Consider the following 25503-nt stretch of genomic DNA (forward strand, 5'->3'; position numbering starts at 1 on the left):
CTATTAACGATCCTTCCTAACAACTTGCAATGTGTGGCAGCGGCGAAGCGCTGACGGAGGGGCGGGCTACGTCTCCAGCCGCCAGTCCCAGCCGAGCGGGTCGCCGTCCATGACCTCGACGCCCGCCGCGATGAGTTCGTCGCGGAGCTTGTCGGATGTTGCGAAGTCCTTGGCGGCGCGCGCCTCTTTGCGGCGGGTAAGGATGGTTTCGATTTCGCCTTCGGTGATTGTCGCGGTCTTTGGCCGGACGCGGAGGTCGGCGCGCGACAGCGACAGAAGCTGAAGGCCGAGCACCGCGTCCATCACCGCGATCGCACTGCGCTTCTGTGCCGCGTCGACCTTTTTCATCCCGACGGCCTCTTCGAGCAGGGTGAGCGCGACCGCCGTGTTGAGGTCTTCGGACATAGCCGCGTCGAACTTTGCGAGCAGGTCGACGAGGCGCTTGTCGGTAACATCCGCTGCGTCTGCATCGCGCAGCGGGGCTGTCGCCATCACCAGCCGCTTCAGCCGCGTCAACGCGGCGCCAAGGCCTTCCCACGAAAACTCCAGCTCGCTGCGGTAATGCGCCTGCAGGCACATCAGGCGGTAGGCGAGGGGGTGATAGCCCTTGTCGACGAGCAATTGCACGCGCAGGAACTCGCCGCTCGACTTCGACATCTTGCCCGATCGTTCGACGAGGAAATTATTGTGCAGCCACATCCGCGCGCCGCTGTCGGTCGAGCAGCTGTGCGCCTGGTTCTGCGCGATCTCGTTCGGGTGGTGGATCTCGCGGTGGTCGATGCCGCCGGTGTGGATGTCGAAGGGAAAGCCGAGCAGCGCCTCCGACATCACCGAACATTCGAGGTGCCAGCCGGGAGCGCCGCGCCCCCAGGGCGAATCCCATTCCATCTGGCGCGTCTCGCCGGGCGGCGTCTTGCGCCAGATCGCGAAGTCGGCGGGGTGGCGTTTGCCCTCGACCGGGTCGATACGGCTTTCGCCTTCATCGGTGCCGTGGCGCGCGAGGCGTCCGTAATTGCTGACAGTTGTCGTATCGAAATAGAGGCCGCCGTCGAGCTCGTAGCAATGCCTGTCGGCGATCGCCTTGGCGAACTCGATCATCTGCGGGACATAGTCGGTCGCGATCGACCAGTGCGCGGGCTGGCGGATGCCGAGCGCCTTCACGTCGGCCCAATAGGCCTCGGTATAATGCTTCGCGATGTCCCAGATCGACTGCGCACGTTCGGCCGCGGCCTTTTCCAGCTTGTCCTCGCCCGCATCGGCGTCGTCGGTCAGGTGGCCGACGTCGGTGATGTTGATGACGTGGGTCAGCTTGTACCCCTTGTACGACAATGTCCGCCCCAGCGTGTCGGCGAAGACATAGGCGCGCATGTTGCCGATGTGCGGGTAATTATAGACGGTCGGGCCGCACGAATAGACGCGCGCCTCACCCGGGTGGACGGGCTGGAACTTTTCCAGTTGGCGCGTCAGACTGTTGAACAGCCGGAGAGGGGCGCCAGAAGGGGGGACAGGGGCGTCGATCATCACCGCGCCCATGCCTTGCCCCGAGGCGGTCCGTCAACCGAAAGGCTTAAGGCTGCTGTGTGTCGGGCGCCGGCGTCCACAGATCGTCGTTGCCCGCGCCCGTCACCGGATCGTCGAGCAGCGGCTCGCCGGTGAGCGGGTCGAGGTCGCGCATCGTGATGAGCGCGGTCGGCAGGCTGGTGCCGTCGCCCTCATCCTCGCTGCCGTCGCCGACTTCGTCCTCGATCACGTCCTGGACCGGGAAATTATTGTCGAAATCGATGCGGACGGTCGTGCAGGATGCGACGTTCGAGATGAAGCAGCCGTTCAGCGTCGATTCTGGATCGTAGCTGCCCGTCGCGGTATTCGCAGGAACGCCCGCGACCGTCAGGAACTGGAGCGTGTCGAGGCCGGTGACCTGTCCGCTCGCCCCGAGCTGCACGCCGTTGAGGACGATCCGCGACGAAGGCCCTTCGGTCAGGACGTCGAGCCCGCCCGCGCCGAAGGTCAGGCCACGGCGCAGGCCGAAGTCGGTGCCCGTACCGCTGTTCTGGACATAGACGCCGCCGATGACGTTGAAACGGATTCCGCGCGCAAAGAGCGCGCCTTCGTCGATCGTGACGCCGTCATTCTGGCCGAGACGGGTGTTGATCGCCGCCATCGAGCTTGCGTTGGCGACGTCGGCGATCGCGGCGGTCGTTGCGACGATGATATCCTCCGATGCCATGTTCAGCTGTCCGCCCGGCGCGTTGTTGGCGCCCAGCAACCGGACGCTGCCCTGGCCGAGGATGACTTCAAGCGCTTCGTCGGCGAACAGGTTGAGCGCGTTCGTATCCGAAAGCCCGGTCAGTTGGACGTTGCCGATCACCCGCATCTTGCCCGGCGTGCGGATGGTCAGCGAGCCGCCCGCACCAAGATTGGACCCGGCGGCGCCGCCCGCGAGCGTGAAGCTGTCGACGATCACGTCGGGCGGCGCGCTGCTCCCGACCGATTGCTGGCTTACCGCGCCGACCTCGGGCGCGAAAATGACCATATCGGAACCGAACAGGCGTGCCAGTTCCGCGGCGTCGATATGATAGCCATTGCGCGTGCCGGTGCCGCCGACGAAGGTTTGCCGCTGGTCGTCGGTGTTCATGACCGACAGCGCTTCGGTCGTCCCGGCCGTGCCGACGCGCGCCGCGGTGTCGATCGTGATGTCGCTCGACCCCAGCGAAATGCTGCGGCCGGTTACGATGCCGCTGATCAGCAGCGATCCGCGGGCGGTGGCGGTGAGGTCGTCGGTGACCGAGACGCTGTTCAACGTGACGAACCCGCCGGTTGCCTCGATCGAAGCGCTGTCGGCGGTGAGCGCGTCGACGCCGACCCGTTCGCCGGTGCCGCGAAGGGTGGCGCGGCCCGCGATGCTGCCGTTCTGGACGAAGAGGTCGCCGCTGGAGACCAGCGATGCGTCGCCGACATCGGTGACCAGATTGGCGAAGATCATGTCGCCGCCACCCGCGACGTTGATCGTGTCGCCCTGCGCATCGATCTCTCCGGCCGAGAAAAGAGCGCCGATATCGATCGCGCCGCCGGTGGCGAGCAGCGTCGTCGTGCCGATGCTATCCAGCCGGCGGACCGAGAGGTCTTCGGCAGCCGAAATAACGGTATTTCCGCCGCTGGCCGTGCCGGCCAGGTCGACGAATGTTCCGGCGTCCAGATTGACGTCGCCCTGCGCGAAAAGGCTGCCTCCCTCTATGGCGTTCGCCGATGCGAGGCTGATCGTTCCATCGGCAACCAGGGTCGGTACTGGCGTCCCGTTGGCTTCGGTCAATTCGGCGATCCCGATGCTGTCGGCATTGATCACGATGTCGCGGCCTGCATTGACCACGCCATCGGCGCTCGCCGCGCCGGCTGCGTCGATGAGCACGTCGTCGAAGGCATCGAGCCCGGTCACACTGGTGTCGCCGCCCTGTGTGCGAATGTTGCTGCCGCCGGTCGTAACGCCGAGGCCGAGCGTCGTCGCACCGCTGAGGCCGATGGTTCCGCTTGCCAGCGCGATGATATCGTCACCCGCCGACAGGGTCGTCGCGTCGATACTGCTGCCCGACGACAGGACGATATCTGATCCGTCGGTCGCCGAGCTGCCTTCGCCCACCGTGATCGTGAAGCCGCCGAAACCCGACGAGGCGGGGGGCGTGTAGTTCAGGAATGCGTTATCGGGTCCGGTCCCCGTCGTGCGGACGTTGACGGCATCGATGGCGCCGGCCGCGCGGACGTTGACGTCGTCGCCCGCGCTGACGTCGTTCAGCGACGCCGTCGTACCCGCGACCACGAGGACGTCTTCGCCCGCGCTGGCGGCCTCGACGCTGGCCGATCCGCCAGCATTAATGCCGAGCATTCGCGCCGCCGCGCCGCCGGTCAGCGTTATATTGCCCGCCGCGTCGATATAGACGTTGCCATTAGTGCCGATCCCGTTCGGGTCGACATATGTCCCTGCCGCGCTCGCCGATACGGTAACGTTGCCATTTGCATTCAGGCGAACGTCGCCGCCCGCGGCATAATTGCCGGTAAGGTTGCCGTCGGCGAAGACCGAGATGGTGCCGTCGACATCGGCCTGGTTCACCGCCACATTGCCACCGGTCCCGAAGGCGAAGAAGGAATCGGTGCCGGTGACGTTGCCGCCGAGCACGATGCTGTTGCCGAACAGCGTGATCGTGCCGCCTGCGTCGATCGATCCGCCGCGAATACCCTCGGCGCCCGCCACGGTGCCGTTCGCGGTGAGGTCGACCGTCTGGCCCGCGTCGATGTTGGTAAAGACGATCGACTCGCCCGTTACCGAGACGAATCCGCCGGCGCTCGAATTGCCGAGGTCGACCGCGCCTGGCGAGGTGATCGAAATGTCGCCGCCGGTGATGATCGAATTGAGCCCGGTGCGGAAACTACCTGCGCTCGCGGTGAAGTCATCGTCGGCTTCGGCATGTTCGACGCTGGTCGCGCCGGTGCTGGACATGACGACCGTGCCGCCTTCGACATGGTCGACGCCGATGCGCCCGGCCGTGCCCAGCGCCGTCAGCGTGACGACGCCGCTTCCAGCCAGCAGCGAACCGGTTGCGCCGCGGATCGTGGTGCCCGCCGTGATCGACAGATCGCCGCCCGCGAACAGCGTCCGTTCCTCGGACGCACCGCGCATGTCGTGACGGATATCGACCTGGTCTGCGGCGTTGATCTGGAACAGGTCGCCGGCGCGCACCTGTCCGCCGCCTTGCGCATAGGCGCCGAACGACCCGCCGGTCTGCACGGTCAGGTCGTCTGCTACCTCGATCGACCCGCCGTTCGCCGCGAAGAAGACGCCATAGGCCGACAGATCGGTGTCGTTGTTGGTCGGCTGTGCGAAGCCAGCCGCATTCGCATCGAGGCTGGCGAGCGAGATGCTGCTCGAACTGCGCAGCTCAATCCGACCCGCGATGAAGCCGTTCGCCGCGATAGTGGTGTCGCCGAGCGAAATCTGGCCCGCGCCCGCCTCGGTCGTTTCCGACCGGAAGACGACGCGGCCGCCGAGATCGACGAAGCTGGTGCAGCACGACCCGGTGCCGCCCGAGCCGACCCCGCCGTCGCCGCCATTGCCCGAGATGCCGGAGACCGAGATGTCGACCGGCGCGCCATCCGATGTGATCGTTCCGCCGCGCGCGAACAACGTCACGGTGCCGCCGGTGCCGGCTCCGCCGAACCCGCCATTGCCGCCGGTCAGGCCGAGGAAGGTGTCGTCTGCCGTGAACAGCATCCCGTCGGGGCCGGGCTGCCGGATCGTGTTCGGATTGTCGGCGCCGCGGCCGCCGTCGCCGCCGTTGCCGACGCTGCTCAGCGTCCCGCCGCCGGTGCCTCCGATACCGAGGCCGACCGTGCCGCCATCGGTCGCGACGATGCGGATCTCGCCGCCGATACCTTCGCCACCGTCGCCGCCGCGGCCGGCGACTTCGGGGGTCGAGAAGAAGTCGGTGAAGGCCGATCCGCCGGTGCCGCCGGTCGCGACGGAGACGAAATTGGACTGCGAGACGATGACATTGCCGTTCGGTCCCCGCGCCTCGACCGCCGTGGTGCCCCCGCGCGCCGATCCGCCGTTCCCCCCCGCGCCGTCGTAGCCGATACCGCCGTTGCCGCCGGTCGCCGAGCCGTCGAGCGCGATCGACAGTTCGCCCGCATCGAAATCGTCGACCAGCACCTGCGCGACGCCGCCCGACGCATTGCCGCCGCCGCCGCCGGCGGTGCCCGATCCGCCGACACCCCCCGACGCCGTCGAATAGGTGGTGATGCTTTCGCTGATGTTGACCAGCGTCGGACCGAGGCCGATCGTCGCGAAACCGCCGAAGGCATCGCCGCCGCGGCCGCCGGTGCCGACGCTTGTCGAGGGGCCGGAGCTGCTCGACAGGAAGGCGCTGCCCCCCGCGCCCCCGAAACCGCTCGCGTCGACGGTCACGGCATCGCTGGCGAGCTCGCCGCCGTTCAGGCGGATCGTCGCGTTGCCGCCGCTGCCGAAGCCGGCGTTTCCGCCGTTGCCCGGCACGCTGCCGACGGTGCGATAATCGCCGCCGTCGCCGCCCCTGCCGCTTGCATAGGCGGCAAGGACGGTGGTGTTGACGACGGCGGTATCGGCGATCGAGATGCCGGCTCCGCCGCCCTGGCCGTTGCCGCCATCACCCGCCGCCGTCGGATTCAGGAAGTCGAAATCGTCGCCGTCGAAACCGCGTCCGCCTTGGCCCGATGCCGACAGGCTGACGTCGGATGCGGTGAAGGTGCCGCCGGTGATCTCCAATGACGTGTTGCCGCCGATCCCGTCGCCCGACACGCCGCCGCCCGCGGGTCCGGCGAAGTCACCGCCAATGCCGTCGGCGTTCAGGGTCACGTCGCCGAGCACCGTATCGCCGCCGATCTGCGTGAAGGTGACCGCGCCGCCACGGCCGGTGCTGTTGCTGCCGCTTGCGCCGCCATAACCGTTTGCGGTGAGGAAGAGGCTGCCGCCGGTCAGGCTGCCGCCGCTCACCTGGACGTCGATCGTGCCGCCCTGGCCGTCGCCCGACGTGTCGCGCGGCAGGCCGGGTGCGGCTTCGACGTCGACAAAGGTTCGGCCGTCGGCGTCCGCGCTGAGGCCGCCGCCGAGGTCGATGCCATGAGCTGGATCGAAGCCGGTACCGATCTGGATGAGCCCGCCGATCCCGACCACGCCGGTGGCGTTGGGGTCGGTCGCGCCGCCCGAAACCCCGCTGGCGGAGAAAACGGGGTTCGAAAACTGCATGTCGGCTTCGTTGGCGAAGATCGTGATGCTGCCGCCCGTCGCCGAGCTGCCCGCCGTACTGATGCCCGTCTGCGCGCTGACGTTGAGCTGGTCGACGCCATCGTTCGTCGCCCTGATGAGGCCGCCGTTGAGTGCGGTCATCGTGATGAAACCGCCCTGCGCCGGCCCGTTCGTGCCGCTGACATTGACCACCGACGCCCTTGCGTCGAGGCTGTAGTTGCTGGCGGAGATGGTACCGCTGAGATTGGCGAGAAGATCGATCGTACCACCCGTCCCGCTGCCGGCGACAACCGGGATGGCGCTGCTCTGGCTGCCGCCGAACGCCATGACGTCGATGGTGTCGCCGACGGAAATCGTGCTGCTCTCGATCGCCGACAGGCTGGCGCCGCCGCCGGTCCCGCTGCCGACATTCTCGCTGGACACGGCGCGCCCGCTGACGTCGATCGAAAGCCCCGTACTGATCGCGAGGGTTGAGACATTGCTCGTCCGGAGCAAGGCGGTCCCGCCCTGGGCGTCGCCGGAGCGCGCGGTGTTGCCCCCGCTGCTGGTGCTCGACGCGCCACCGCTGTTGGCGCTGGCGTCGATGGTGAGCTGGCTCAGCGCGACCGTGCCGCCGCCGTTGGCTTCGACCAGTATGTCGCCGCCGACAGCGTTGCCGCCGGCCGCACCGTCGCCATTGGCGCCGCCGCCCGTCCCCGACGCATTGACCGAAACCGCGCCGGCGCTGACCGAGGAGCCCGTATCGGTCCCGAAGCTGAGCAGCGCCGCGTTTCCGATGCCATCGCCGCCATTTGCCGACAGCACTGTTCCATAGACAGGATCCGAAATCGAGCCGCCGCCGACACCCGCGGCATTGACCGTCGTCTGCGGCGCAGTGAAGCTGGTGCCCGCACCCGTAACCTGGATCCGCGCATCGCCGCCGGTGCCGCTGCCCGATTGGTCGAGCCCGACGCGGCCCCGACCGGCGGCGCTTGCGACGACGCCGACGGTCGCCGTCACCTGCGCCCCGCCGCTGACGCTGATCGCCGCATTGCCGCCGATGCCGTCGCCGCCATTGTCGGCGACGATCGCATTGCCGGTGACGGCGTCGAGCGCGAGAGCGCCACCCAAGCCATCGGCGCTGGCGGAGATGGTGTCGCCGATCAGCAGGCTCCCGGTCCCCGAAACATTGATTGCCGCCGTCCCGCCGGTTCCCGAGCCCCCTTCGCCGCCATCGTCGAACCCGCCGAAGCCGTCGGCGGACACCGTGAGGTCCAGCCCCGCGCCCATCTGGCCGCCGTTCAGGACATTGAGCGTCGCGCTGCCGCCCTGGCCGATGCCCGTCGTGCCGTTCGGGGCGCCGGTTGCCAGCAGGTTGATGTTGCCGAGCGCCACCAGGCCGCCGCCATCGACGGTGATCGTGGCGCTTCCGGGCCCGGCGGCGGTGCCGTTCGCCTGCACGAGCAAGTCGCCGGTGACGATGCTCTGCCGTCCCGCATTGATGGCCAGCGTCGCGCTGTTCTCGCCGACGAAAGTGCCGTTGCCCTGGATCGAGAAACGCCCCTGCCACGCCGGCGGCAGGACCGTGAAGGGGCCGCCCGTCGGTACCACGCCGAGCGGCTGGCCGAGGAAGTCGTTGCTGGCGTGCGCGGTGACGTCGCTCAGGAATATGATGTCGTTGACCGAGATATTGGCCGCCGTGTTGTTGGCCGGCGTCTCGTTCATTGCGCCCGCGGTGACGTTATAGCCCGCGGACAGGACGATCGAACCGTTCGACACCGTCGCCGACGATGCGTCGTCATAGCCGACCTGTCCCGACACCAGCATCGTGACGGCGTCATTCTTGGGAATCGCCACCATATAGACGCGGTGCGCGAGCACGCCCGTCTGTTCGGGGCCTGTCGTGACGCCGCCGTGGGTGATGACATTGCCGCCGTTCGCGCCGGTGGTCACGTTGATGTCGAACAGGCCGTTGGCGGCGTTGATCGTGATATCCGCGACTTCCGCCGCGACATAGGCGGCCGATCCGTTGACGTTGACGATGCCGTTCTGGACGACGCGCGGCGCGACGAGCGCGACATAGCTGCCGCCCGCGACGCCGTTGTCGGCACCGATGAAGGCGTTGTTCGCCACCGTCACCGTCGCATTGCTGTTCGGCGCGCCGCGGAAGCGGATCGTGCCGCCGGGGGCGAGGCCGCCGGTCGTGTCGATGTCGTTGGTCGTCAAGACGAGGCTGCCGACGTTGATCGCCGCGCTCGAGTTGATCAGGATGCCGCCCGCGTTGTAGAACCAGATGTTGCCGCCTTGCGCGTCGGGGACGCCCGCCGCGGTGCGGAAGCTCTGCACCGTGCCGCTGAGCGCGATCGTGTCGCTGATCGAAGTCCCCGTGCCCGAAACGAAGCGGTTGAGGACCGTGTAGCCGCCGAGCCCGCCGCGGAATTCCAGCGTATTGCCGACCGGCAGGAAGTCGATGACCCCGTCGGTCGGCGTCCCCGAAGGGGTCCAGTTGACGATCGCCTCGTTGGTGGTGATCGTGACCGTCGTCTTGTTTGCGGAATCGGTGATCGAGCCGCCGACGCCGCCGGTCGTGATCACCCCCGTCCCGACCACGCCCTGCGCCATCGCGGGGCCGCCATAGGCCAGGGCGACCAGCCCGGCGGTGATCGCGCAGCTCTCGAGCAGGCGCCGTTTCCCTTTGCGGGCGGGCGAGAGGGCGGGGTGGGCACGCATGGCGGTCGTCCTTGATGCAATGGTCATGGTCAGCGCGCCTTCACGCCGAACTGGCTTGTGAACGAAATCAGCAGCCGCGGATCGGGTCTTTCGGTCAGGAAGCCGCCGCGGTTGAGCGGGACGGCCAGCGCGACGTCGAGCCGTGCCCGGTCGCCCCACGCGACGCGCATCCCGCCGCCGGCCGAATAGAGTTTTTGCGGATTGAGGCCGTTGAAGGCGCTGTCAGTGTTCCACACCCACGCCGCGTCGAAGAAGGCGAAGGGCTGGAAGGCGAAGGCCTTGCGGTTCGCGGGGACGAACGAGCCGTAGCGAGCCTCGGCCGAGACCGCGACGCCCTTGTCGCCGATGATCGTGCCGGGGTCGAAACCGCGCCCGACGGTGAAGTTGCCGCCCGAAAACTCCTCATAGGCGACGAGCGGGTCGCTCGCCCATTGCGCGCGCGGCGCGAGCGACAGCGTGAACAATTTTGTCGGGCGCCATTCGGCCTGCGCATTGGCGCGGACCAGGAAGGCGTCGGGTTTCGCCTCGATCCGTGTCAGCGGCACCGCGCCGGGCAGGAAGCAGGCCGCGCCGCCAGGGCCGCAGTCGTTGCTGGCACCGAGGAAATTGACGCCCTGCCGCGCCTCGACCGAGGCGCCGAGCGACCAGTGCGGTTCGGACGGGCTGTAGCCACGCTTGCCCGCGACCGAGGCGGGATCGATCCAGATGCCGTCGGCGCGCAGGTTGAAGACGCGGATGCGGTCGCGGTTCAGCGGCGTGCTGCCCAGTTTGATGTCCTGGTCGATGATGTCGAACCCGCCGCCGAGCGTGATGCGCCGCGCCTGCGTGAGGACCAGCGGATAGGAAGCGAACAGGCTGACGATCTGGGTGTTCGACCTGATGTTGAAGCCGGTGATGTCGGGGCGCGTCCAGGCATAGGTGTAGCTGGCGCCGAAACGCAGCCCTTCGCCGCCGACGCGGAATTCGTGCGCGAGTTGCAACACCTTCTGCTCGTCGAAATCGGGGGTCGAATAGAAGCTGACCGTGGTCATGTCGCCCATGCCGGTCAGGCCGGTGAAGCGCGCGCGGTTGATGCTGCCCCAACGGCCGACATCGCGCGATCCGTAATTCTGGGTACTGCCGTCGATCAGGATCGGGGTGCGCGTGACGGTCACCTCGCCAACAACCTCGCCGGGCACGGCGCCGGGGCGCAGCGTCAGCCGCGCGTCCATTCCGGGAATATCGCGCGCGAGCAGGAGATAGCGTTCGGCGTCGACGATGTTGAACACCGGCTGGTCATCGAGCCGTGACAGATAGCGCTGGAGCAGGCCTTCGTTGGCGCCGGCGTCGCCGCGCACCTCGACCCGGGTCAGCCGCGCCGACAATATATCGAGCTTGACGACGCCGTCGCTGATCGTTTGCGGCGGCACGCGGACCGCCGCCAGATAGCCTTTTGCGCGCAGCATCGTCGCGGCGCGGTCGCGAATGTCGCAGACGACCGAGACGGGCTGGTCCTGCCCGACCTTGTCCTGCCAGCTCGCGTCGAGCATCGACGTGTCGATCCCCTCGACCTCGGAAAAGCGGACGCTGCGCACGGTGACGCGGACATTGGCGAATTCGGGGTTGGCGAGCGGGCAGGGCGCGCGCTCGATGCCGTCGTCGGCGGTGACCACCTGTTCGCCCGGGGGGCTGGCGGGGGGCAGGGTCGGGCGCTGGATTTCTTCGCGCGTCGGGACCGAGGGGGCGATCTGTGCCTGCGCCGCGAACGATACCGACAGCGCCGCCAATCCCGCCGAACAGATCAGTGTCCGGCGACCCGTGCGCCGCGCCGCCCGCGCGACGCCGACGGACTCCATTACCCCCAAATCGATCATCACCACCCCTTGCGTACATATGCGCCGGCGGCTGCCGGGACGCACAAATTCATAAGGCTCTGCCGCCCATGCGACAGTACGAATTTTCGACCCAAGGAAAGGACTTACCGCATTTTGCGGCTGCTTTTCACACGCTTGTTACCAGATGGTCCAAAACGGTTCAATGCAAAGGCGATTCCGTTAACCACCCGCTGTCTCGGTTTCCGACATCGCATCGACGAGACGATTCAGCTGCGGGGTGCAGCCCTTGGCCATCAGCATGTCGACCGACCCTTCGACGGTGTCGGGCACGGTGCCCATCGCGGTAAAGCGGACGGTGACCGGCTTGGGCAGGCCGCCGCCCGACAGGCGATAGTCGACGCCATATTGCACCGGCAGCGTGTCGGTCGGCCATTTGCGGAAATTGGCGCCGTCGACGATGGCGACCGTCGCCTTCTTGCCGCCGCCTTCGATTTCGAGCGCAGTGTCGCCCTCCATGTTCGGGCGCCACAGCATCAGCGTCGCCGGATCGACGACGCAGAAGGTTCCCGCGTCGCGATAATCGAGCAGCCAGACGTTCGGCGCGCGGACGTTGACCGGGGCAGCCTCTTCGCCACCGCGCGAAAACCCACCGCGCGAGCGCATCGTCGGGCCGGTCGAAAGCATGCGCGTCACCGTCGCGCCCATCGACTGGTTCGCCTGGATCGTTGCGGTGGCGCCATAGGTGCCGGGCCCCGACAGCGTCCGGGTCTTGCCCGCCTGCATCAGCACGACCTTGTCGCCCGAGACGAGGGTCAGCTTGTCGGTCGATTTGAGCTTGGTCCCGCTCGGATATTTTCCGGCAGACGGCCCGGTCGAGCGGACCACCATCGACTGCGCGGAGGCGACGCCCGCGACGGCGATCGCAGCGATCGCGGCGGCGGCGGTCAGGCCGATGCGGCGCATCGAGAAGTCAGGAAAGGACATAGCTTTCTCCTTTTTGGGTCTCGTTCAGACGTTCTATCAGGAACATTATGGCTGGATCCTGACCGAACTCGCCGGCCAATGCTGTGGCGCAGGTCACATAGGCCTTTTTATTGCCTGCGGCGTGCGCCTCGACCAGCGCCGCGATGCGGGCGCGCTGCTCCTCGGAAAGATCGGGGCGCGGCGTGAGCACGTCGACCGGTTGCGCTCGCCCGCGCAACGTCACGCGCCCCATCGGGACCAGGTCGTCGCGACCGGCGCCCGCCGCCGCTTCGGACGAGATCAGCACCCGCGTCTTGAGGCTCTTGTTCGCCGATTCGAGGCGCGATGCGGTGTTCATGCTGTCGCCGAGCGCGGTGTACTGGATGCGGTCCTCGCCGCCGAAATTGCCGACGATCGCGTCGCCGACGTGCAGTCCGACACGGGTCATGCCGATCGGCGGCACGTCCTCGCCTGCCAGATCCTTGCGGAACTGTTCGCCCACCGCATGCATCGCAATCGCCGCTTTCGCCGCCTGCGGGCCATCGTCGGGGCGGCTGATCGGCGCGCCCCAGAAGGCGACAATCGCATCACCGACGAACTTGTCGATCGTCCCGCCATGGTCGAGCACGACGTCGGACAGCCGGTCGAGATATTCGTTGAGCAGCCGCGCGACGGTCTCCGGGGTCACCGCGTGGCTCAGCTTGGTGAAGCCTTCGAGGTCGGTGAACACGCAATAGATGTTGCGCCGCTCGCCGTGCAGCGAAAGCTGATCGGGATCGCGCATGATCTGCGCCGCGACGTCGGCGGGCAGATATTTGCCGAGCGCCGACTGGGCAAAGGCGCGCTGGCGCGACCCGATCGTGCGCGCGGCGGTGCCGACCGCGGCATAGCCGAGCAGCCAGCCCATCGCCCAGCCGAAGGCGGGAAGGGTGGTCGTGTCGACGCCATGCCCCTGCAGCCAGAAGGGGAAGGCGACAAAGAAAGCCATTTGCCCGAGGAAGGCCAGCGCCACCCAGCGCGCGCGCAGGTCGATCAGGCTGGTGAGCCCGCCCGCGAGCACGACGAGCACGGCGAGCGCCCACAGCGACGGGCCCGGCAGCGGGCGCGGCCAGTCCTTGTCGAGCTGTTGCGCGAGCATATGGGCGTGCACCTCCAGCCCGATCATCGTTTCATGCTGGCCGGTGATCGGGTCGGTAAAGCGGCTGAGCGGCGTATTGAACTGGTCGTTGTCGATGATGTTGCCGCCGATCAGCACATAGCGGCCCCGGATCATCTCCGAAAAGGCTGCGCGCGTCTCCGCATCCATCGGCGCGGCGAAGGTGTCGATCGGGATCTTGGAAAAAACGGGCTCCTCCGCACCTTTGGTCACGCGGGCGGGGACGAGGAAGCGGATATTGCCCTGATAGTTGGCGTGCGCCGGATCGACCGGCGCGAGCGCATTGGCCATCAGCGGTGGCAGATTCTTTGGCCGGTCGGGCCAGTTGCGGATCACGCCGTCGCTGTCGGTGCGAAACAACACGCTCGTCGGCTTCGTCCGGGCGGTGGTGACCTCGGCCAGATAGGCTTCGAGATATTTCTGCTGTTCATAAAAGATGGTGTTCGGGTTGCTCGCCTGCTCGGCATAGGCGAGCCAGGTCGGCGTCTTCATCGCGCGAAGCTGCGCCTTGAGCAACGGGTCGTCGGGACGCGGCGAATCGAAGACGATATCGATGCCGATCGCCTTCGGTCCCATCTGGTCGAGATTGGCGAGCGCATTGGCGAGATACGTGCGATCGAGCGGCGAGCGGATGCCGGTGTTGAACAGCGTCTCGTCGTCATAGGTGACCATGACGATGCGCTGGTCCTGCGCGACATGCGGCGCCATCACCATCGCGCGCGCATCGTAAAGGGCGCGCTCGGCGTCGCCGACGAGCGGCATGTCCCAGCTGAAGCGGGCGAATAATGTAGCGACAATCAGGAACAGGATCGTCGCGGCCATGCGCGAGGGGCCGAGCTGCATGACCAGCCGGCGGATGCGCTTGCGTAGCGATATGGTCTTGGGCAGCGCGTCGGGCGCCGCCGCGTCGATCGTCGTGGTCGCCATCAATTCAGCGGGCCGCGCGGCCCGCAGTCCCCCCATTTTGTGCCGTCGTCGTAGCCGTGTCGTGCAGCAGGGCCTGCCCGCCATCGCCGATGATCGCGAAGCCGGCCCAATAATAGGGATGCGACGTCTGCTTGTCGTCCATCAGCTTCATCTGCGTCGCCCACAGCGCGTCGGCGACGCTTTCCCCCTGCGGCGCGGCGAACAGGCCGCCGATGAGTCGCTTGGTCGCGTCGAAATCGTCGGGCGCGGGCCAGTGGCTGGCGATCACCGAACGCCCGCCCGCGCCGATGAAGCTGCGCACGAGCCCGTCGAGCGCGTTGCCGCCGCCGCTCGCCACGCCGGCCTCGCGCGTCGCGGCGACCGTCGCCGCGCCCGCGGTGTCGCAGGCCGAGAGGATGACGAGATCGGCGTTGATCTTGAGGTCGAAGATTTCCTGGAAGGTGAGCAGCCCGTCCGAATCCTGGTCGCCGAACGAGGTGACGAGCGCGGGCCGTGCGGGGCACGACGGACGCGGCGCGGTGACGAGGCCGTGGGTTGCGAAATGGATGATGCGATAATCGCCGAGGTCGCTGCGGTTCTTGACCGCCGTGTCGGTGAAGGCGCCGCCGGTGAGCAAGGTCGCGGCGTCGCGGTCCATCGTTCGCGTCGCGGTCACGAGTTCGTCGGCCGAAATCGGACGGCTCCACTGGCTGACGTCCCAATGGCATGTGTCGTCGACACCGCCGCCGATCCCGCCGCGCGTTCCGGTCGAAGGCAGGATGCCGCCCCTGACGGGTAGGTTTTCGCCGAGCCCGAAATATTCGCGCGCCGCGCTCGACGGTGGCGCCTGTCGCGCGTTGCGGAAGGCGAGTGCCGACACCGCCGTGCTCGGGCGCGTTGTCCGGCCCAGCCACGCGATGCGACGCATGTCGAAGGCGTCGGCGTTGGGATCGGCGACGCGCTGCTCATAGTCGGCGAGCCCGGCATCGGAGGTGATGAGCAGATTGATCGGCAGGCGCAGCATCGCGCCATCGGGCTCGAAGATCAGATGCGCTGTCGAGGGCAGCCGGTCGGCGGCGGGGGCGAAGAGTTGCGTATAGAGCTTGCGCGCGGTCGCCGCGTCGAAGGGATAGGTGACTCGCTTGCCATTCTCCACGATCGAGATGGTCGAACGGATCGTGTCGACGGCATTCTCGAGGCCCTGCGCGCTGATGTCGCTCTTCCAGAGCTGCGCGCTGTCGGGACCGATCAGCATCGCATAGACCGCATCGCCGACGACAAGCATCTTCAGATAGGCCTCGTCGGGGCGCAATACCTGCTGCAGTTCGGCGAGGTCGAGCTTGCCTGGCGCGACGACGCGATATTGCGGGAAGGCCGAGAGCTTGGTGATCGTTTCCGACTGCTGGAACGAGAGATTGTCGAGCTGCGTCTTGATGTCGGCGCGCAGCGCGTTGATCTCGGGCGTCGCGGGCATTTGCCCGAGCCGCGCATCCTCAATCCGCGCGCGTTCGATATCGCGGTTGAGCGTGGTCGCCTGCCGGAACAGCCGTGCGCCGTCGCTGCTGCCGCTCGAAAGCTCGCGCGCGAGTACCGCTTGCGTGTCGGCGACGCCGGGGCGCACCTGAAGCTGGCTGGCGACGAAGAAGTCGCTGGCGGCCTTCGGATCGGTCGCGGCGCGCGCGGCGAGCAGCCGGTAATAGGGCGCCATCATGTTCGCCATGCCGGTGGTCGAACGCTGCGACCCGGCGAGCGCGGTCACGACGCCCTGATAGATGCCGAGCGCCTTGTCGTCCTGACCGTGCCGCGTGAGGAAAGCGGCATAGCGCGCCTGCGCCGAAGCGAGCGCGTTGGTTTCGGGATATTCGACCGCGAGCGCGTTGATCGATTCCTGGAATCGTGCATCGGCGGTGGCGTTGTCGCCGAGCGCTTCCTCGGCAAGCGCGAGCTCGCCGAGCATTTGCGACCGCAGCCGGATGATCGAGGTCACGCGGCCTTCGCGCACCGCGATCGCGTCGGTCAGCCCCTTGAGCTGCGCGCTCTTCGCGGCCCCGGCATTCCCGCGCAGCCGTTCGACCGTCCCGAGCAGATGGGTCGCCTGCGCGTCGATGATCTGCGCGCGTTCGATAGGGGTCAGCCGCTCGCGGTCGCTTGCCTGGCGCACCGCGCGCGCATTCGCACCGCTGTTGATTCCCGCCGCAATTTCCGGGGTCAGCGTGACCGCGCCGCCATCGACCTTCACCGCGTCGGTGAGCGGCGGGATCGGCGTCTGCAGGATGGCGGCCGCACCGTCATAGTCGCGCTGGTTGAGCGCATGGATGGCGCGGAAATTGCGACGGAGGCGAAGCTGGACCGGGTCGCTGGTCGGGATCATCTCGACCTCGCCGAACAGCCGGTCGGCCTCGGCAAACTCGCCGAGGTTCGAGCGCTGGAGCGCGCGATTCAGGGTGAATTCGGTCGGGTCGATGTCGGCCGCGGCCTGGTCGTCGAGCGCGCGCCGCGACAGGGCCTCGAAGAATTCGGCGGCCTCGGCATAGTCGCCGCTGTGGTTGCGGCGATATCCCTCGGCCAGCGCCTTGTCGACGTCGATCGTCCCGGCGAGCGTGCGGGCGAAGCCGTCATTGCCGCCGACCGAGGTGGTCGCAACCTTGATCTGGCCGGGGACGACGCGTTTCTCGCGGATCGACGCGAGCGCGATCCTGAGCGCGTCGTCATAGGCGGTGAAGCCCTCGACGGCATAAGCGGTGTCGCCGTCGGCCTCGACGCGCGTCGTCCAGCCGATGTCGCTGTCCTTCACGGTACAAGCGTCGCCGATGCAGCTGATCGTAGCCGAGCGGCCGGCATCGATCCGCGCGCGCGCCTCTTCGGGGCTCGCGCGCAGCATGCGGACATAGCCGATTGGCTGGCTGGCGTCGCGGCAGACGATCAGCCAGGCGCGGTCGAACATGCCCTTGATCACCGAATCGCGGACGGTGGCCTGCACCTCGCAGAGCGATCCGCCCTGGTCGCCGATCGAAAAACTGTCGCGAAGCGTCGGGTCGCCGGCCTGTGCCAGCGCCGTGCCCGGCGCTGCCAGCGCCAGCGCCGTCACCAGCGACAGAAATTGCGGACGTCGAGCGGTCATCGCCAAATCCCCCAAACCCAAGCCTGAAGGCGCCGTGACCGCGATATCGGCGGCAAGGCGCAGTCTTTAATGCTGCGGTACGACCCATCCCGTCGGCGCGGACCCTAAACCCATCATCTGAAAAAGGGAAGTGATCTGCGGCACTGCGCCTTGCGCGCCTTGGCACAGCGACCTATCTGGATGGTGAAACGCAATTTCCGGCGAGGACAAAGATGAGCGCATTCGACGATCGTGAACGGGCATTCGAGGCGAAGTTCGCCCGCGACCAGGACGCGCTGTTCCGCATCACCGCGCGCCGTAACCGCCTCGTCGGCGAATGGGCGGCCGAACGCATGGGCCTGACCCCCGAGGAAACCGATGCCTATGCCAAGGCGGTCGTGCAGGCGGATTTCGAGGAAGCGGGCGATGAGGACGTCATCCGCAAGCTCGCGGGCGACCTGACCGGGGCCGGCGTCGAGATCAGCGATGCGGAAATCCGCTCGGTGCTCAACGACAAGACCGCCGAGGCGCGCCGCCAGTTCATGGACAGCCAGAACTGAGGCGGTCGTCATGGGTATGCGCGAGGATGATCTGAAGGCGATGATCGAGGCGGCGTTTCCCGATGCCATGGTCTCGATAACCGATCTGGCGGGCGACAACGACCATTATGCGGCGCATGTGGTCAGCGAATCGTTTCGCGGGCTGACTCGCGTTGCCCAGCACAAGGCGGTCTATGCCGCGCTCGGCGGGCGCATGGGCGGCGAACTTCATGCCTTGCAATTGACGACCGGCGTTCCTTCATAGGGGTAAGACGCAATTTTTTCGGCGCGACGCGCCACCGGAGATATTCAAATGAGCGATCCTGCCATCCACGACCGTATTTCGAAGCTGGTCGCCGATCATCCCGTGCTGCTGTTCATGAAGGGGACGCCGCTGTTCCCGCAGTGCGGCTTTTCCTCGCGCGCGATTGCGATGCTCGACCGCCTCGGTATCGAATATGACACTGTCGACGTGCTGCAGGACATGGAAATCCGTCAGGGAATCAAGGAATTCTCCGACTGGCCGACGATCCCCCAGCTCTATGTGAAGGGCGAATTCGTCGGCGGCTCCGACATCATGATGGAAATGTGGGAAGCCGGCGAGCTTCACCAGCTGATGGACGGTGTTCCGACGCGGGCGGAATAGGTCCGGTTGATATGCGATGTTTTCAGGGGCGGCCTTGGGCCGCCCTTTTCTTGTGCGCCATGTCTGTTTTGGGGTGGAGAGCGGATGTATCAGCGTCGCCCCCGCGCATGCGGGGGCCGCTAGCCGCCTATTCCTGCGCGGCCGCGTAAACCGACAGCGGCCTCCGCCTGCGCGGGGGCGACGGCTTATTTCGGTTGGTTGCAGTCATAATGTGCACCCCGGCGAAAGCCGGGGCCCAGGGAGTTAGAGAGCTAGCGTCGCGTTGTGCCGCTCTGGACCCCGGCTTTCGCCGGGGTGCACAATGGCGGCCTTCTGTCGAAGCCGGCCGCCTCCTACATGTCCTGGACCGCATCGAGCGACGCTGTGATCGCGGCCCAGACCGCCGCCAGCTCGTCCGGCGCGATACAATAGGGCGGCATCACATACACGCTGTTGCCGAGCGGGCGGAGGAGGACGCCGTGGTCGCGATAGAAGGCGATCAGGCGCGGCGCGAGGGCCGACAGATAGCCTCCGTCGGATACGACGATGTCAAGCGCGGCGATGGTGCCGAGGCGTCGCGGGCTCGCGACGCGCGGGTCGTGGCTGAGCAGCGAGAGATGGGCCGCCTGCGCTTCGGCCAGCTTGTCGATACGCTGTTGCACGGGCTCGTCGCGCCAGATCGCGAGGTTCGCGTTCGCCGCCGCGCAGGCGATCGGGTTCGCGGTGTAGCTCGACGAATGATAGAAGGTTTTCGCGCGGTCGGTCGAATAATGGGCTTCGAAGATCGGCTCGATGCAGAGCGTCACCGCGAGCGGCAGGCTGCCGCCGGTCAGTCCTTTGGACAGGCAGACGATATCGGGGATCACGCCCGCAGAATCGCAGGCGAAGCGCGTCCCGGTGCGGCCCCAGCCGGTCATGACCTCGTCGGCGATGAACAGGACACCGTGGCGCGCGCAGATGGCACGCATTTCGGCGAGCACCCATGCGGGGTAGATGAGCATGCCGCCGGCGCCGAGGATGAGCGGTTCGACGATGAAGGCGGCTGGTTCGGTTGCGCACGCGGCTTCGAGCGCGTCGAGCGTGGCTTGCTCCATCCCTTCGTGCGGGAAGGGGATGGTGCCCACATCGAACAGCAGCGGCTGCCAGGCACGGTTGTAAACGCCGCGCTCGCCGACCGACATCGTGCCGATCGTGTCGCCATGATAGCTATGCTCGAGGACGAGGATGCGGCTGCGCGGCTCGCCGATATTGTACCAATAGCCAAGCGCCATCTTGAGCGCGACCTCGACGCTGGTCGAGCCCGAGTCCGAGAAGAAGACGCGCGTGAGCGGGTCGGGGGTGATGCGGATCAGCTCGGCGGCGAGTGTTTCGGCGGGCTCGTGCGTCCAGCCGGCGAAGATGAGCTGGTCGAGCCTTTCGGACTGGTCGCGGATCGCCGCCATGATGCGCGGGTGCGCATGGCCGTGGGTGGTGACCCACCAAGACGAGATGGCGTCGATCCAGTGATTGCCCTCGGCGTCGTAGAGGCGCGCACCCTCGCCGCGCGCGATGAGCGGGATCGGACCGCCGAGGCCGTGCTGGGTGAAGGGGTGCCAGATGGGGGAGGTCATGCGAAATCGGCGCGGTCGAAATGGGCGGTAAAGGCTTGGGCCAAGGTCTCGGGCGTGAGGGGATCGAGGAACGGCAGGCGGCCGAGGCGCCGGATGCCGCCGATATCGGCGATGATCGCTTCGCTGTCGTCCATCGCGTCGCCGAGGAAGACGAGACCGTGGATCGGGACGCCGCGGCTTTTCAGCGCCTCGATCGTCAGCAGACTGTGGTTGATCGTGCCGAGGCTGGTGCGCGCGCAGACGATCACCGGGATCTGCCAGCGCGCGAAGAGGTCGGCGTAGAGCAGCCGGCGCGTGACGGGGACGAGCGCGCCGCCCGCGCCTTCGACGATCACCGGGCCTTCGGGCGGCGTAAGTGCCTCGGCGTCGATGGTGACGCCGTCGATCTCGGCCGCGAGATGCGGCGAGGCGGGGGTGACGAGGCGATAGGCTTCGGGGAGGACAGCGACGTCCGCGAGGCGCGCGACGGCCTCGCTGTCGGTCTCGTCCTCGAGGCCCGACTGGATCGGCTTCCAATAGGGCGTGCGCATCGCGCCCGCGAGCGCGGCCGAAAAGACGGTCTTGCCGATGCCGGTGTCGGTGCCGGTGATGACGAAGCGGGTCATGCCGCGGCCATAGCGGCCGACAGGCTCTCCGTCATCGCATCGATTTCGCGCTCGCCGACGTTCAGTGTGATGGCGATGCGCAGCCGCGCGGTGCCGTGCGGGACGGTCGGCGGGCGGATGCCGCGGATGTCGAAGCCATCGGCCTGGAGCGCGGCGGCGATGCGCATCGTGCGGGCGTTGTCGCCGATCACGACGGGAATGATCTGGCTTCCGCTTGCGGGAAGCCCGAGCGCGGCGAGCCGCGTTTCGGCGCGGCGGATGAGGCCATGCAAGCGGCCCTGTCGCTCGGGCTCGTTCGCGACGATCTCGAGCGCCTGGCGCACCAGCCATGCCATCAGCGGCGAGGGAGCGGTCGAGAAGATGAAGGGGCGGCCGCGGTTGACGATGAAGTCGCGGACGATCGCCGGCGCGCAGACCAGCGCGCCTTCGCAGCCCAGCGCCTTGCCGCAGGTGTGCAGCGTGATGAGGTTGTCGCGGCCCGTAAGATCGTGCGCGAGGCCCTGTCCGGCGGGGCCATAGACGCCGGTCGCATGGGCTTCGTCGATGACCAGAACGCCGTCGTGGCGATCGGCGACCGCAGCGAGATCGGCGAGCGGCGCGCGGTCGCCATCCATCGAATAGAGACTCTCGGCCGCGATCCACGGCGTACCGCCGCCGCCGCCCGCGCGCCAGCGCTTGATGATGTCGTCGAACGCCTGCGCATCATTGTGCCGTGCCTCGACATGCCCGGCGCGGCCGAGCTTCATCCCGTCGTGCGCGCTCGCGTGGATGAGTTCGTCGTGGACGATCAGGTCGCCGCGCTGCGGCAGCGTCGAAAAGATCGCGGCATTGGCCGCGAAGCCGGTCGGGAAATAGAGCGCGGCCTCGCTGCCATAGTGGCGCGCGGCGTGCGCCTCGAGCGCCTCATGCTCGTCATGATTGCCGCGGAGCAGGCGCGACCCGCCCGAGCCGGCGGGAAGGCCGCGTTGCAGGCCCTGCGCGACCGCCTCATTGAGGGCGTAGGAACCGGCGAGGCCGAGATAGTCGTTCGAGGCGAAATCGAGCCCGGTGCGCGGCGCTAGCATGCGGCGGCGGTCGTCGGCGGCGAGCGCTTCGAGGTCGGCGCGGTGGGCGGTGAAGATATTCGCCATTTTGCCTCTTATGTCCGAGACCGTGGTCGTCAGCGGTGGCAGCCCGCAGGGCTGACGGAGGGGCTCGTAGCGTAACCTTTGCTGGCCCCTCCACCACGTCCTTCGGACGCGGTCCCCCTCCCCATGGCTGCGCCACGGGGAGGATCCTGATCAGTTCTTCGTCTTGTCGACGAGCTGGTTCTTCGCGATCCACGGCATCATCGCACGCAGCTCGCCACCGACCTGTTCGATCGGGTGCGCGGCGGCGGCCTTGCGGCTCGCCTTCAGCTCCGGCTGGCCGGCCTGGTTGTCGAGCACGAAGTCCTTCACGAAGCGGCCCGACTGGATGTCGGCGAGGACGCGCTTCATTTCCTTCTTCGTTTCCTCGGTGATGATGCGCGGACCCGTTTTGATGTCGCCATATTCGGCGGTGTTCGAGATCGAATAGCGCATGTTGGCGATGCCGCCTTCATAGAGGAGGTCGACGATCAGCTTGGTTTCGTGGAGGCATTCGAAATAGGCCATTTCGGGGGCGTAGCCCGCCTCGACCAGCGTTTCGAATCCGGCCTGGATGAGGTGGGTGATGCCGCCGCAGAGCACCGCCTGTTCGCCGAACAGGTCGGTTTCGCACTCTTCCTTGAAGGTCGTCTCGATGATGCCGCTGCGGCCGCCACCCACTGCGGACGCATAAGAGAGGGCGAGCGCCTTGGCGTGGCCGTTGCCGCTGTTGCCGTTCGCTTCCTGCGCGACGGCGATCAGGCAGGGGACGCCGCCGCCCTTCTGATATTCGCTGCGCACGGTGTGGCCGGGGCCCTTGGGCGCGACCATGAAGACGTCGATGTCGGGGCGTGCCTCGATCAGGCCGAAGTGGATGTTGAGGCCGTGCGCGAAGGCGAGCGCGGCGCCGGGCTTCATGTTCGGGCCGATGTCGTCGGCGTAGATCTTCGCCTGATGCTCGTCGGGGGCGGCGATCATGATCACGTCGGCCCACTCGGCGGCTTCCTTGTTCGACAGCACCTTGAAGCCGGCGGCTTCGGCCTTCTTGGCGGTCGCCGAGCCGGGGCGGAGCGCGATCGCGACTTCACGCACGCCGCTGTCGCGCATGTTCTGCGCGTGGGCGTGGCCCTGGCTGCCGTAGCCGACGACGGCGACCTTCTTGCCCTTGATCAGATCCTGGTCGGCGTCGCGATCGTAATAAACCTGCATGTCATTCTTCCCCATAGTGTGCCCCCGCGAAGGCGGGGACCCATTTGACGTTGACTGGACCCCCGCCTTCGCGGGGAATACGAAAGTGAAACTAGAGCGCCTCCGACCCGCGGCCGATGGCGACGACGCCGGTGCGGCCGACCTCGACCAGCCCGCATTCGCGCATCAGTGCGATGAAGCGGTCGACCTTGTCGCTCGTCCCGGTGATTTCGAAGATGAAGCTCGACAGCGTGGTGTCGACGACCTTGGCGCGGAAGACGTCGGCCATGCGCAACGCCTCGATGCGCTTGTCGCCGGTGCCCGCGACCTTCACGAGCGCGATCTCGCGTTCGACATGCGCGCCCTGGTCGGTGAGGTCGGTGACCGAATGGACGGGGACGAGCCGGTCGAGCTGGGCGATGATCTGGTCGATCACCGCGGGCGGACCCGAGGTGACGATGGTGATCCGCGACAGCGCATGGTCTGCGCTGATGTCCGCGACAGTCAGGCTTTCGATATTATAGCCGCGCGCCGAGAACAGCCCGGTGATCTTGGCGAGAATGCCCGCTTCGTTGTCGACGGTGACCGCGAGCACATGGCGCTCGCCCGCTTCTGTTTTGATTTTCATGGGCTTAGACCAGTGCCTTGGCTTCGTCGTCCATCGTTCCGACGATGTCGTTCGGCTGGAGGATCATGTCGGTGTGCGCGGCGCCCGAGGGGATCATCGGGAAGCAGTTCGCGAGCTGCGCGACGCGGCAGTCGACGATCACCGGTCCCGGTGTGTCGATCATCGTGCGGATGCCGTCCTCGAGCTGACCGAGCGTGTCGATGCGGATGCCCGTCCAGCCATAAGCGTCGGCCAGCTTCACAAAGTCGGGAAGGCTGTCCGAATAGCTGTTCGAATAGCGGCTTTCATAGGTCAGTTCCTGCCATTGGCGGACCATCCCCATCCACTCGTTGTTGAGAATGAAGATCTTCACCGGCAGGCGGTACTGGCTGACCGTGCCCATTTCCTGGATGTTCATCTGCAGGCTGGCTTCGCCCGCGATGCAGATGACGAGGCGGTTCGGGTGCGCGATCTGCGCGCCGACGGCGGCGGGGAAGCCATAGCCCATCGTGCCGAGCCCGCCGCTGGTGAGCCAGCGGTTGGGCGCCGCGAACCCGAAATGCTGCGCCGCCCACATCTGGTGCTGGCCGACTTCGGTCGTGATGATCGGGTCGCGGCCGCGCGTCGCGTCGAACAGCGCCTTCACCGCGCGCTGAGGCATGATCTCGGCGCCGGCGTCCTTCTTTTCGGGAAAGTCGAGGCAGCGCGTCGCGCGCCAGCCGTCGATGCGGCGCCACCATTCGCCATAGTCGCGCGCCGACAGGCCCCTGTCGGTCCAGCCGGCGACCAGCGCGTCGAGCGCGCGGCCGGCGTCGCCGACGATCGCGAGATCGACGGGGACGATCTTGTTGATCGAGCTGCGGTCGATGTCGATGTGGATCTTCTTCGCTTCGGGCGCGAAGGCGTCGAGGCGGCCCGTGACGCGGTCGTCGAAGCGCGCGCCGACCGCGATGATCAGGTCGGCGCGGTTCATCGCCATGTTCGATTCATAGGTGCCGTGCATGCCGAGCATGCCGAGCCACTTCGGATCGTCGGCGGGAAAGGCGCCGAGGCCCATGAGGGTCGAAGTGATCGGCGCGCCGGTCAGCGACACGAGTTGGCGCAGCGCCGCGCTGGCGTCGGGGCCGGCATTGATCACGCCGCCGCCGGTGTAGAAGACCGGGCGCTCGGCCGCGGCGATCAGGTCGATCGCGGCCGCGATCGCATCGGCGTCCGGCTCGATCTGCGGGCGATAGCTGTTGTGCTGGATGATCTCGGGCACCGTATAGGTGCCGGTCGCGACCTGCACATTCTTCGGAATGTCGATCACCACCGGCCCGGGCCGGCCGTGGGTGGCGATATGAAAGGCCTCGTGCATGATCGGCCCCAGACGGTCGGGGTCCATCACGAGATAATTGTGCTTGGTGCAGTGGCGCGTGATTCCGACCGTGTCGCATTCCTGAAAGGCATCGGTGCCGATCAGCGTCGTCGGGACCTGGCCCGTGAGCACGATCATCGGAATCGAATCCATCAGCGCGTCGGTGATGCCGGTGACGGCATTGGTCGCGCCGGGGCCCGAGGTGACGAGCACGACGCCGGGCTTGCCGGTCGAACGTGCATAGCCCTCCGCCGCGTGGGTCGCCGCCTGTTCGTGGCGGACGAGGATGTGCTTGATCGTCGGGTGCTTGTAGAGCGCGTCATAGATCGGAAGGACCGCGCCGCCCGGATAGCCGAACACCGTATCGACCCCAAGGTCGACCAGCGCCTGAACCACCATGTCGGCACCACTCATTTCCGTCACGACGAAACTCCTTTCTCAATGCCCGC

At 67.2% G+C, this 25503-nt stretch carries 15 protein-coding genes; 3 read left to right on the forward strand and 12 right to left on the reverse strand.

The genetic code is table 11. The annotated features are described in order from the left end of the window. Nucleotides 1–66: 66 nt before the first annotated feature. The 6 genes from cysS to QOL79_RS04825 all read right to left on the reverse strand — a co-directional run bounded on the left by cysS (nucleotide 67) and on the right by QOL79_RS04825 (nucleotide 17438). Nucleotides 67–1533: a cysteine--tRNA ligase gene (gene cysS, locus QOL79_RS04800; RefSeq protein ID WP_502957468.1), complete on the reverse strand. Its 1467-nt coding sequence runs from the start codon at nucleotides 1531–1533 to the stop codon at nucleotides 67–69. Between the two features lie 34 nt (nucleotides 1534–1567). Next, complete coding sequence (locus QOL79_RS04805) at nucleotides 1568–9478, reverse strand: autotransporter outer membrane beta-barrel domain-containing protein (RefSeq protein WP_283418814.1); 7911 nt, start codon at nucleotides 9476–9478, stop codon at nucleotides 1568–1570. Between the two features lie 29 nt (nucleotides 9479–9507). Next, nucleotides 9508–11331, reverse strand: a complete 1824-nt coding sequence (locus QOL79_RS04810) for a ShlB/FhaC/HecB family hemolysin secretion/activation protein (protein WP_283418815.1) — start codon at nucleotides 11329–11331, stop codon at nucleotides 9508–9510. Nucleotides 11332–11511: 180 nt separating this feature from the next. Next, nucleotides 11512–12276, reverse strand: coding sequence for a hypothetical protein (locus tag QOL79_RS04815; RefSeq protein WP_058457537.1), 765 nt, complete (start codon nucleotides 12274–12276; stop codon nucleotides 11512–11514). Continuing rightward, on the reverse strand, nucleotides 12263–14338 hold the full coding sequence (locus QOL79_RS04820; protein WP_283418816.1) for an adenylate/guanylate cyclase domain-containing protein: 2076 nt from the start codon (nucleotides 14336–14338) through the stop codon (nucleotides 12263–12265). The genes QOL79_RS04815 and QOL79_RS04820 overlap by 14 nt, the downstream gene beginning before the upstream one ends. 4 nt (nucleotides 14339–14342) lie before the next feature. Beyond that, on the reverse strand, nucleotides 14343–17438 hold the full coding sequence (locus tag QOL79_RS04825; protein ID WP_283418817.1) for a CHAT domain-containing protein: 3096 nt from the start codon (nucleotides 17436–17438) through the stop codon (nucleotides 14343–14345). 212 nt (nucleotides 17439–17650) lie between these two features. On the opposite strand from QOL79_RS04825, the gene QOL79_RS04830 reads away from it, so the two are divergent. Genes QOL79_RS04830 through grxD form a run of 3 tightly spaced genes read left to right on the forward strand, consistent with a single transcriptional unit; the run spans nucleotide 17651 to nucleotide 18602 of the window. Further along, a complete protein-coding gene (locus tag QOL79_RS04830) occupies nucleotides 17651–17977 on the forward strand; it encodes a DUF1476 domain-containing protein (protein ID WP_058457535.1) in 327 nt (108 codons plus the stop codon). Between the two features lie 10 nt (nucleotides 17978–17987). Further along, nucleotides 17988–18221 carry a BolA/IbaG family iron-sulfur metabolism protein gene (locus QOL79_RS04835; protein ID WP_215355336.1) on the forward strand — a complete coding sequence of 78 codons (234 nt, stop codon included), beginning with the start codon at nucleotides 17988–17990 and terminating at the stop codon, nucleotides 18219–18221. A 48-nt stretch (nucleotides 18222–18269) separates the two neighbouring features. After that, nucleotides 18270–18602 carry a Grx4 family monothiol glutaredoxin gene (gene grxD, locus QOL79_RS04840; protein WP_058457533.1) on the forward strand — a complete coding sequence of 111 codons (333 nt, stop codon included), beginning with the start codon at nucleotides 18270–18272 and terminating at the stop codon, nucleotides 18600–18602. 332 nt (nucleotides 18603–18934) lie between these two features. Here grxD and QOL79_RS04845 read toward each other — a convergent pair whose 3' ends face one another. The 6 genes from QOL79_RS04845 to ilvB all read right to left on the reverse strand — a co-directional run bounded on the left by QOL79_RS04845 (nucleotide 18935) and on the right by ilvB (nucleotide 25477). Next, nucleotides 18935–20191, reverse strand: a complete 1257-nt coding sequence (locus QOL79_RS04845) for an adenosylmethionine--8-amino-7-oxononanoate transaminase (RefSeq protein ID WP_283418818.1) — start codon at nucleotides 20189–20191, stop codon at nucleotides 18935–18937. After that, nucleotides 20188–20796, reverse strand: a complete 609-nt coding sequence (gene bioD, locus QOL79_RS04850) for a dethiobiotin synthase (RefSeq protein ID WP_283418819.1) — start codon at nucleotides 20794–20796, stop codon at nucleotides 20188–20190. Before bioD ends, QOL79_RS04845 begins: the two co-directional genes overlap by 4 nt. Then, nucleotides 20793–21926, reverse strand: coding sequence for an 8-amino-7-oxononanoate synthase (locus QOL79_RS04855; RefSeq protein WP_283418820.1), 1134 nt, complete (start codon nucleotides 21924–21926; stop codon nucleotides 20793–20795). Before QOL79_RS04855 ends, bioD begins: the two co-directional genes overlap by 4 nt. A 150-nt stretch (nucleotides 21927–22076) precedes the next feature. After that, nucleotides 22077–23111 carry a ketol-acid reductoisomerase gene (gene ilvC / locus QOL79_RS04860; protein ID WP_283418821.1) on the reverse strand — a complete coding sequence of 345 codons (1035 nt, stop codon included), beginning with the start codon at nucleotides 23109–23111 and terminating at the stop codon, nucleotides 22077–22079. Between the two features lie 91 nt (nucleotides 23112–23202). After that, complete coding sequence (ilvN, locus tag QOL79_RS04865) at nucleotides 23203–23718, reverse strand: acetolactate synthase small subunit (RefSeq protein ID WP_058457528.1); 516 nt, start codon at nucleotides 23716–23718, stop codon at nucleotides 23203–23205. Between the two features lie 4 nt (nucleotides 23719–23722). Further along, nucleotides 23723–25477 carry a biosynthetic-type acetolactate synthase large subunit gene (gene ilvB, locus QOL79_RS04870; protein ID WP_283418822.1) on the reverse strand — a complete coding sequence of 585 codons (1755 nt, stop codon included), beginning with the start codon at nucleotides 25475–25477 and terminating at the stop codon, nucleotides 23723–23725. Nucleotides 25478–25503: the final 26 nt, after the last annotated feature.

This window comes from Sphingopyxis sp. Geo48, assembly GCF_949769155.1.
Lineage (GTDB): Bacteria > Pseudomonadota > Alphaproteobacteria > Sphingomonadales > Sphingomonadaceae > Sphingopyxis.

Excerpts from the sequence above, each read along its gene's own strand:
- cysS (WP_502957468.1), bottom strand. The coding sequence starts at position 1,533 with ATGGGCGCGGTGATGATCGACGCCCCTGTCCCCCCTTCTGGCGCCCCT.
- QOL79_RS04805 (WP_283418814.1), bottom strand. The coding sequence starts at position 9,478 with ATGCGTGCCCACCCCGCCCTCTCGCCCGCCCGCAAAGGGAAACGGCGC.
- QOL79_RS04810 (WP_283418815.1), bottom strand. The coding sequence starts at position 11,331 with ATGATCGATTTGGGGGTAATGGAGTCCGTCGGCGTCGCGCGGGCGGCG.
- QOL79_RS04815 (WP_058457537.1), bottom strand. The coding sequence starts at position 12,276 with ATGTCCTTTCCTGACTTCTCGATGCGCCGCATCGGCCTGACCGCCGCC.
- QOL79_RS04820 (WP_283418816.1), bottom strand. The coding sequence starts at position 14,338 with ATGGCGACCACGACGATCGACGCGGCGGCGCCCGACGCGCTGCCCAAG.
- QOL79_RS04825 (WP_283418817.1), bottom strand. The coding sequence starts at position 17,438 with ATGACCGCTCGACGTCCGCAATTTCTGTCGCTGGTGACGGCGCTGGCG.
- QOL79_RS04830 (WP_058457535.1), top strand. The coding sequence starts at position 17,651 with ATGAGCGCATTCGACGATCGTGAACGGGCATTCGAGGCGAAGTTCGCC.
- QOL79_RS04835 (WP_215355336.1), top strand. The coding sequence starts at position 17,988 with ATGGGTATGCGCGAGGATGATCTGAAGGCGATGATCGAGGCGGCGTTT.
- grxD (WP_058457533.1), top strand. The coding sequence starts at position 18,270 with ATGAGCGATCCTGCCATCCACGACCGTATTTCGAAGCTGGTCGCCGAT.
- QOL79_RS04845 (WP_283418818.1), bottom strand. The coding sequence starts at position 20,191 with ATGACCTCCCCCATCTGGCACCCCTTCACCCAGCACGGCCTCGGCGGT.
- bioD (WP_283418819.1), bottom strand. The coding sequence starts at position 20,796 with ATGACCCGCTTCGTCATCACCGGCACCGACACCGGCATCGGCAAGACC.
- QOL79_RS04855 (WP_283418820.1), bottom strand. The coding sequence starts at position 21,926 with ATGGCGAATATCTTCACCGCCCACCGCGCCGACCTCGAAGCGCTCGCC.
- ilvC (WP_283418821.1), bottom strand. The coding sequence starts at position 23,111 with ATGCAGGTTTATTACGATCGCGACGCCGACCAGGATCTGATCAAGGGC.
- ilvN (WP_058457528.1), bottom strand. The coding sequence starts at position 23,718 with ATGAAAATCAAAACAGAAGCGGGCGAGCGCCATGTGCTCGCGGTCACC.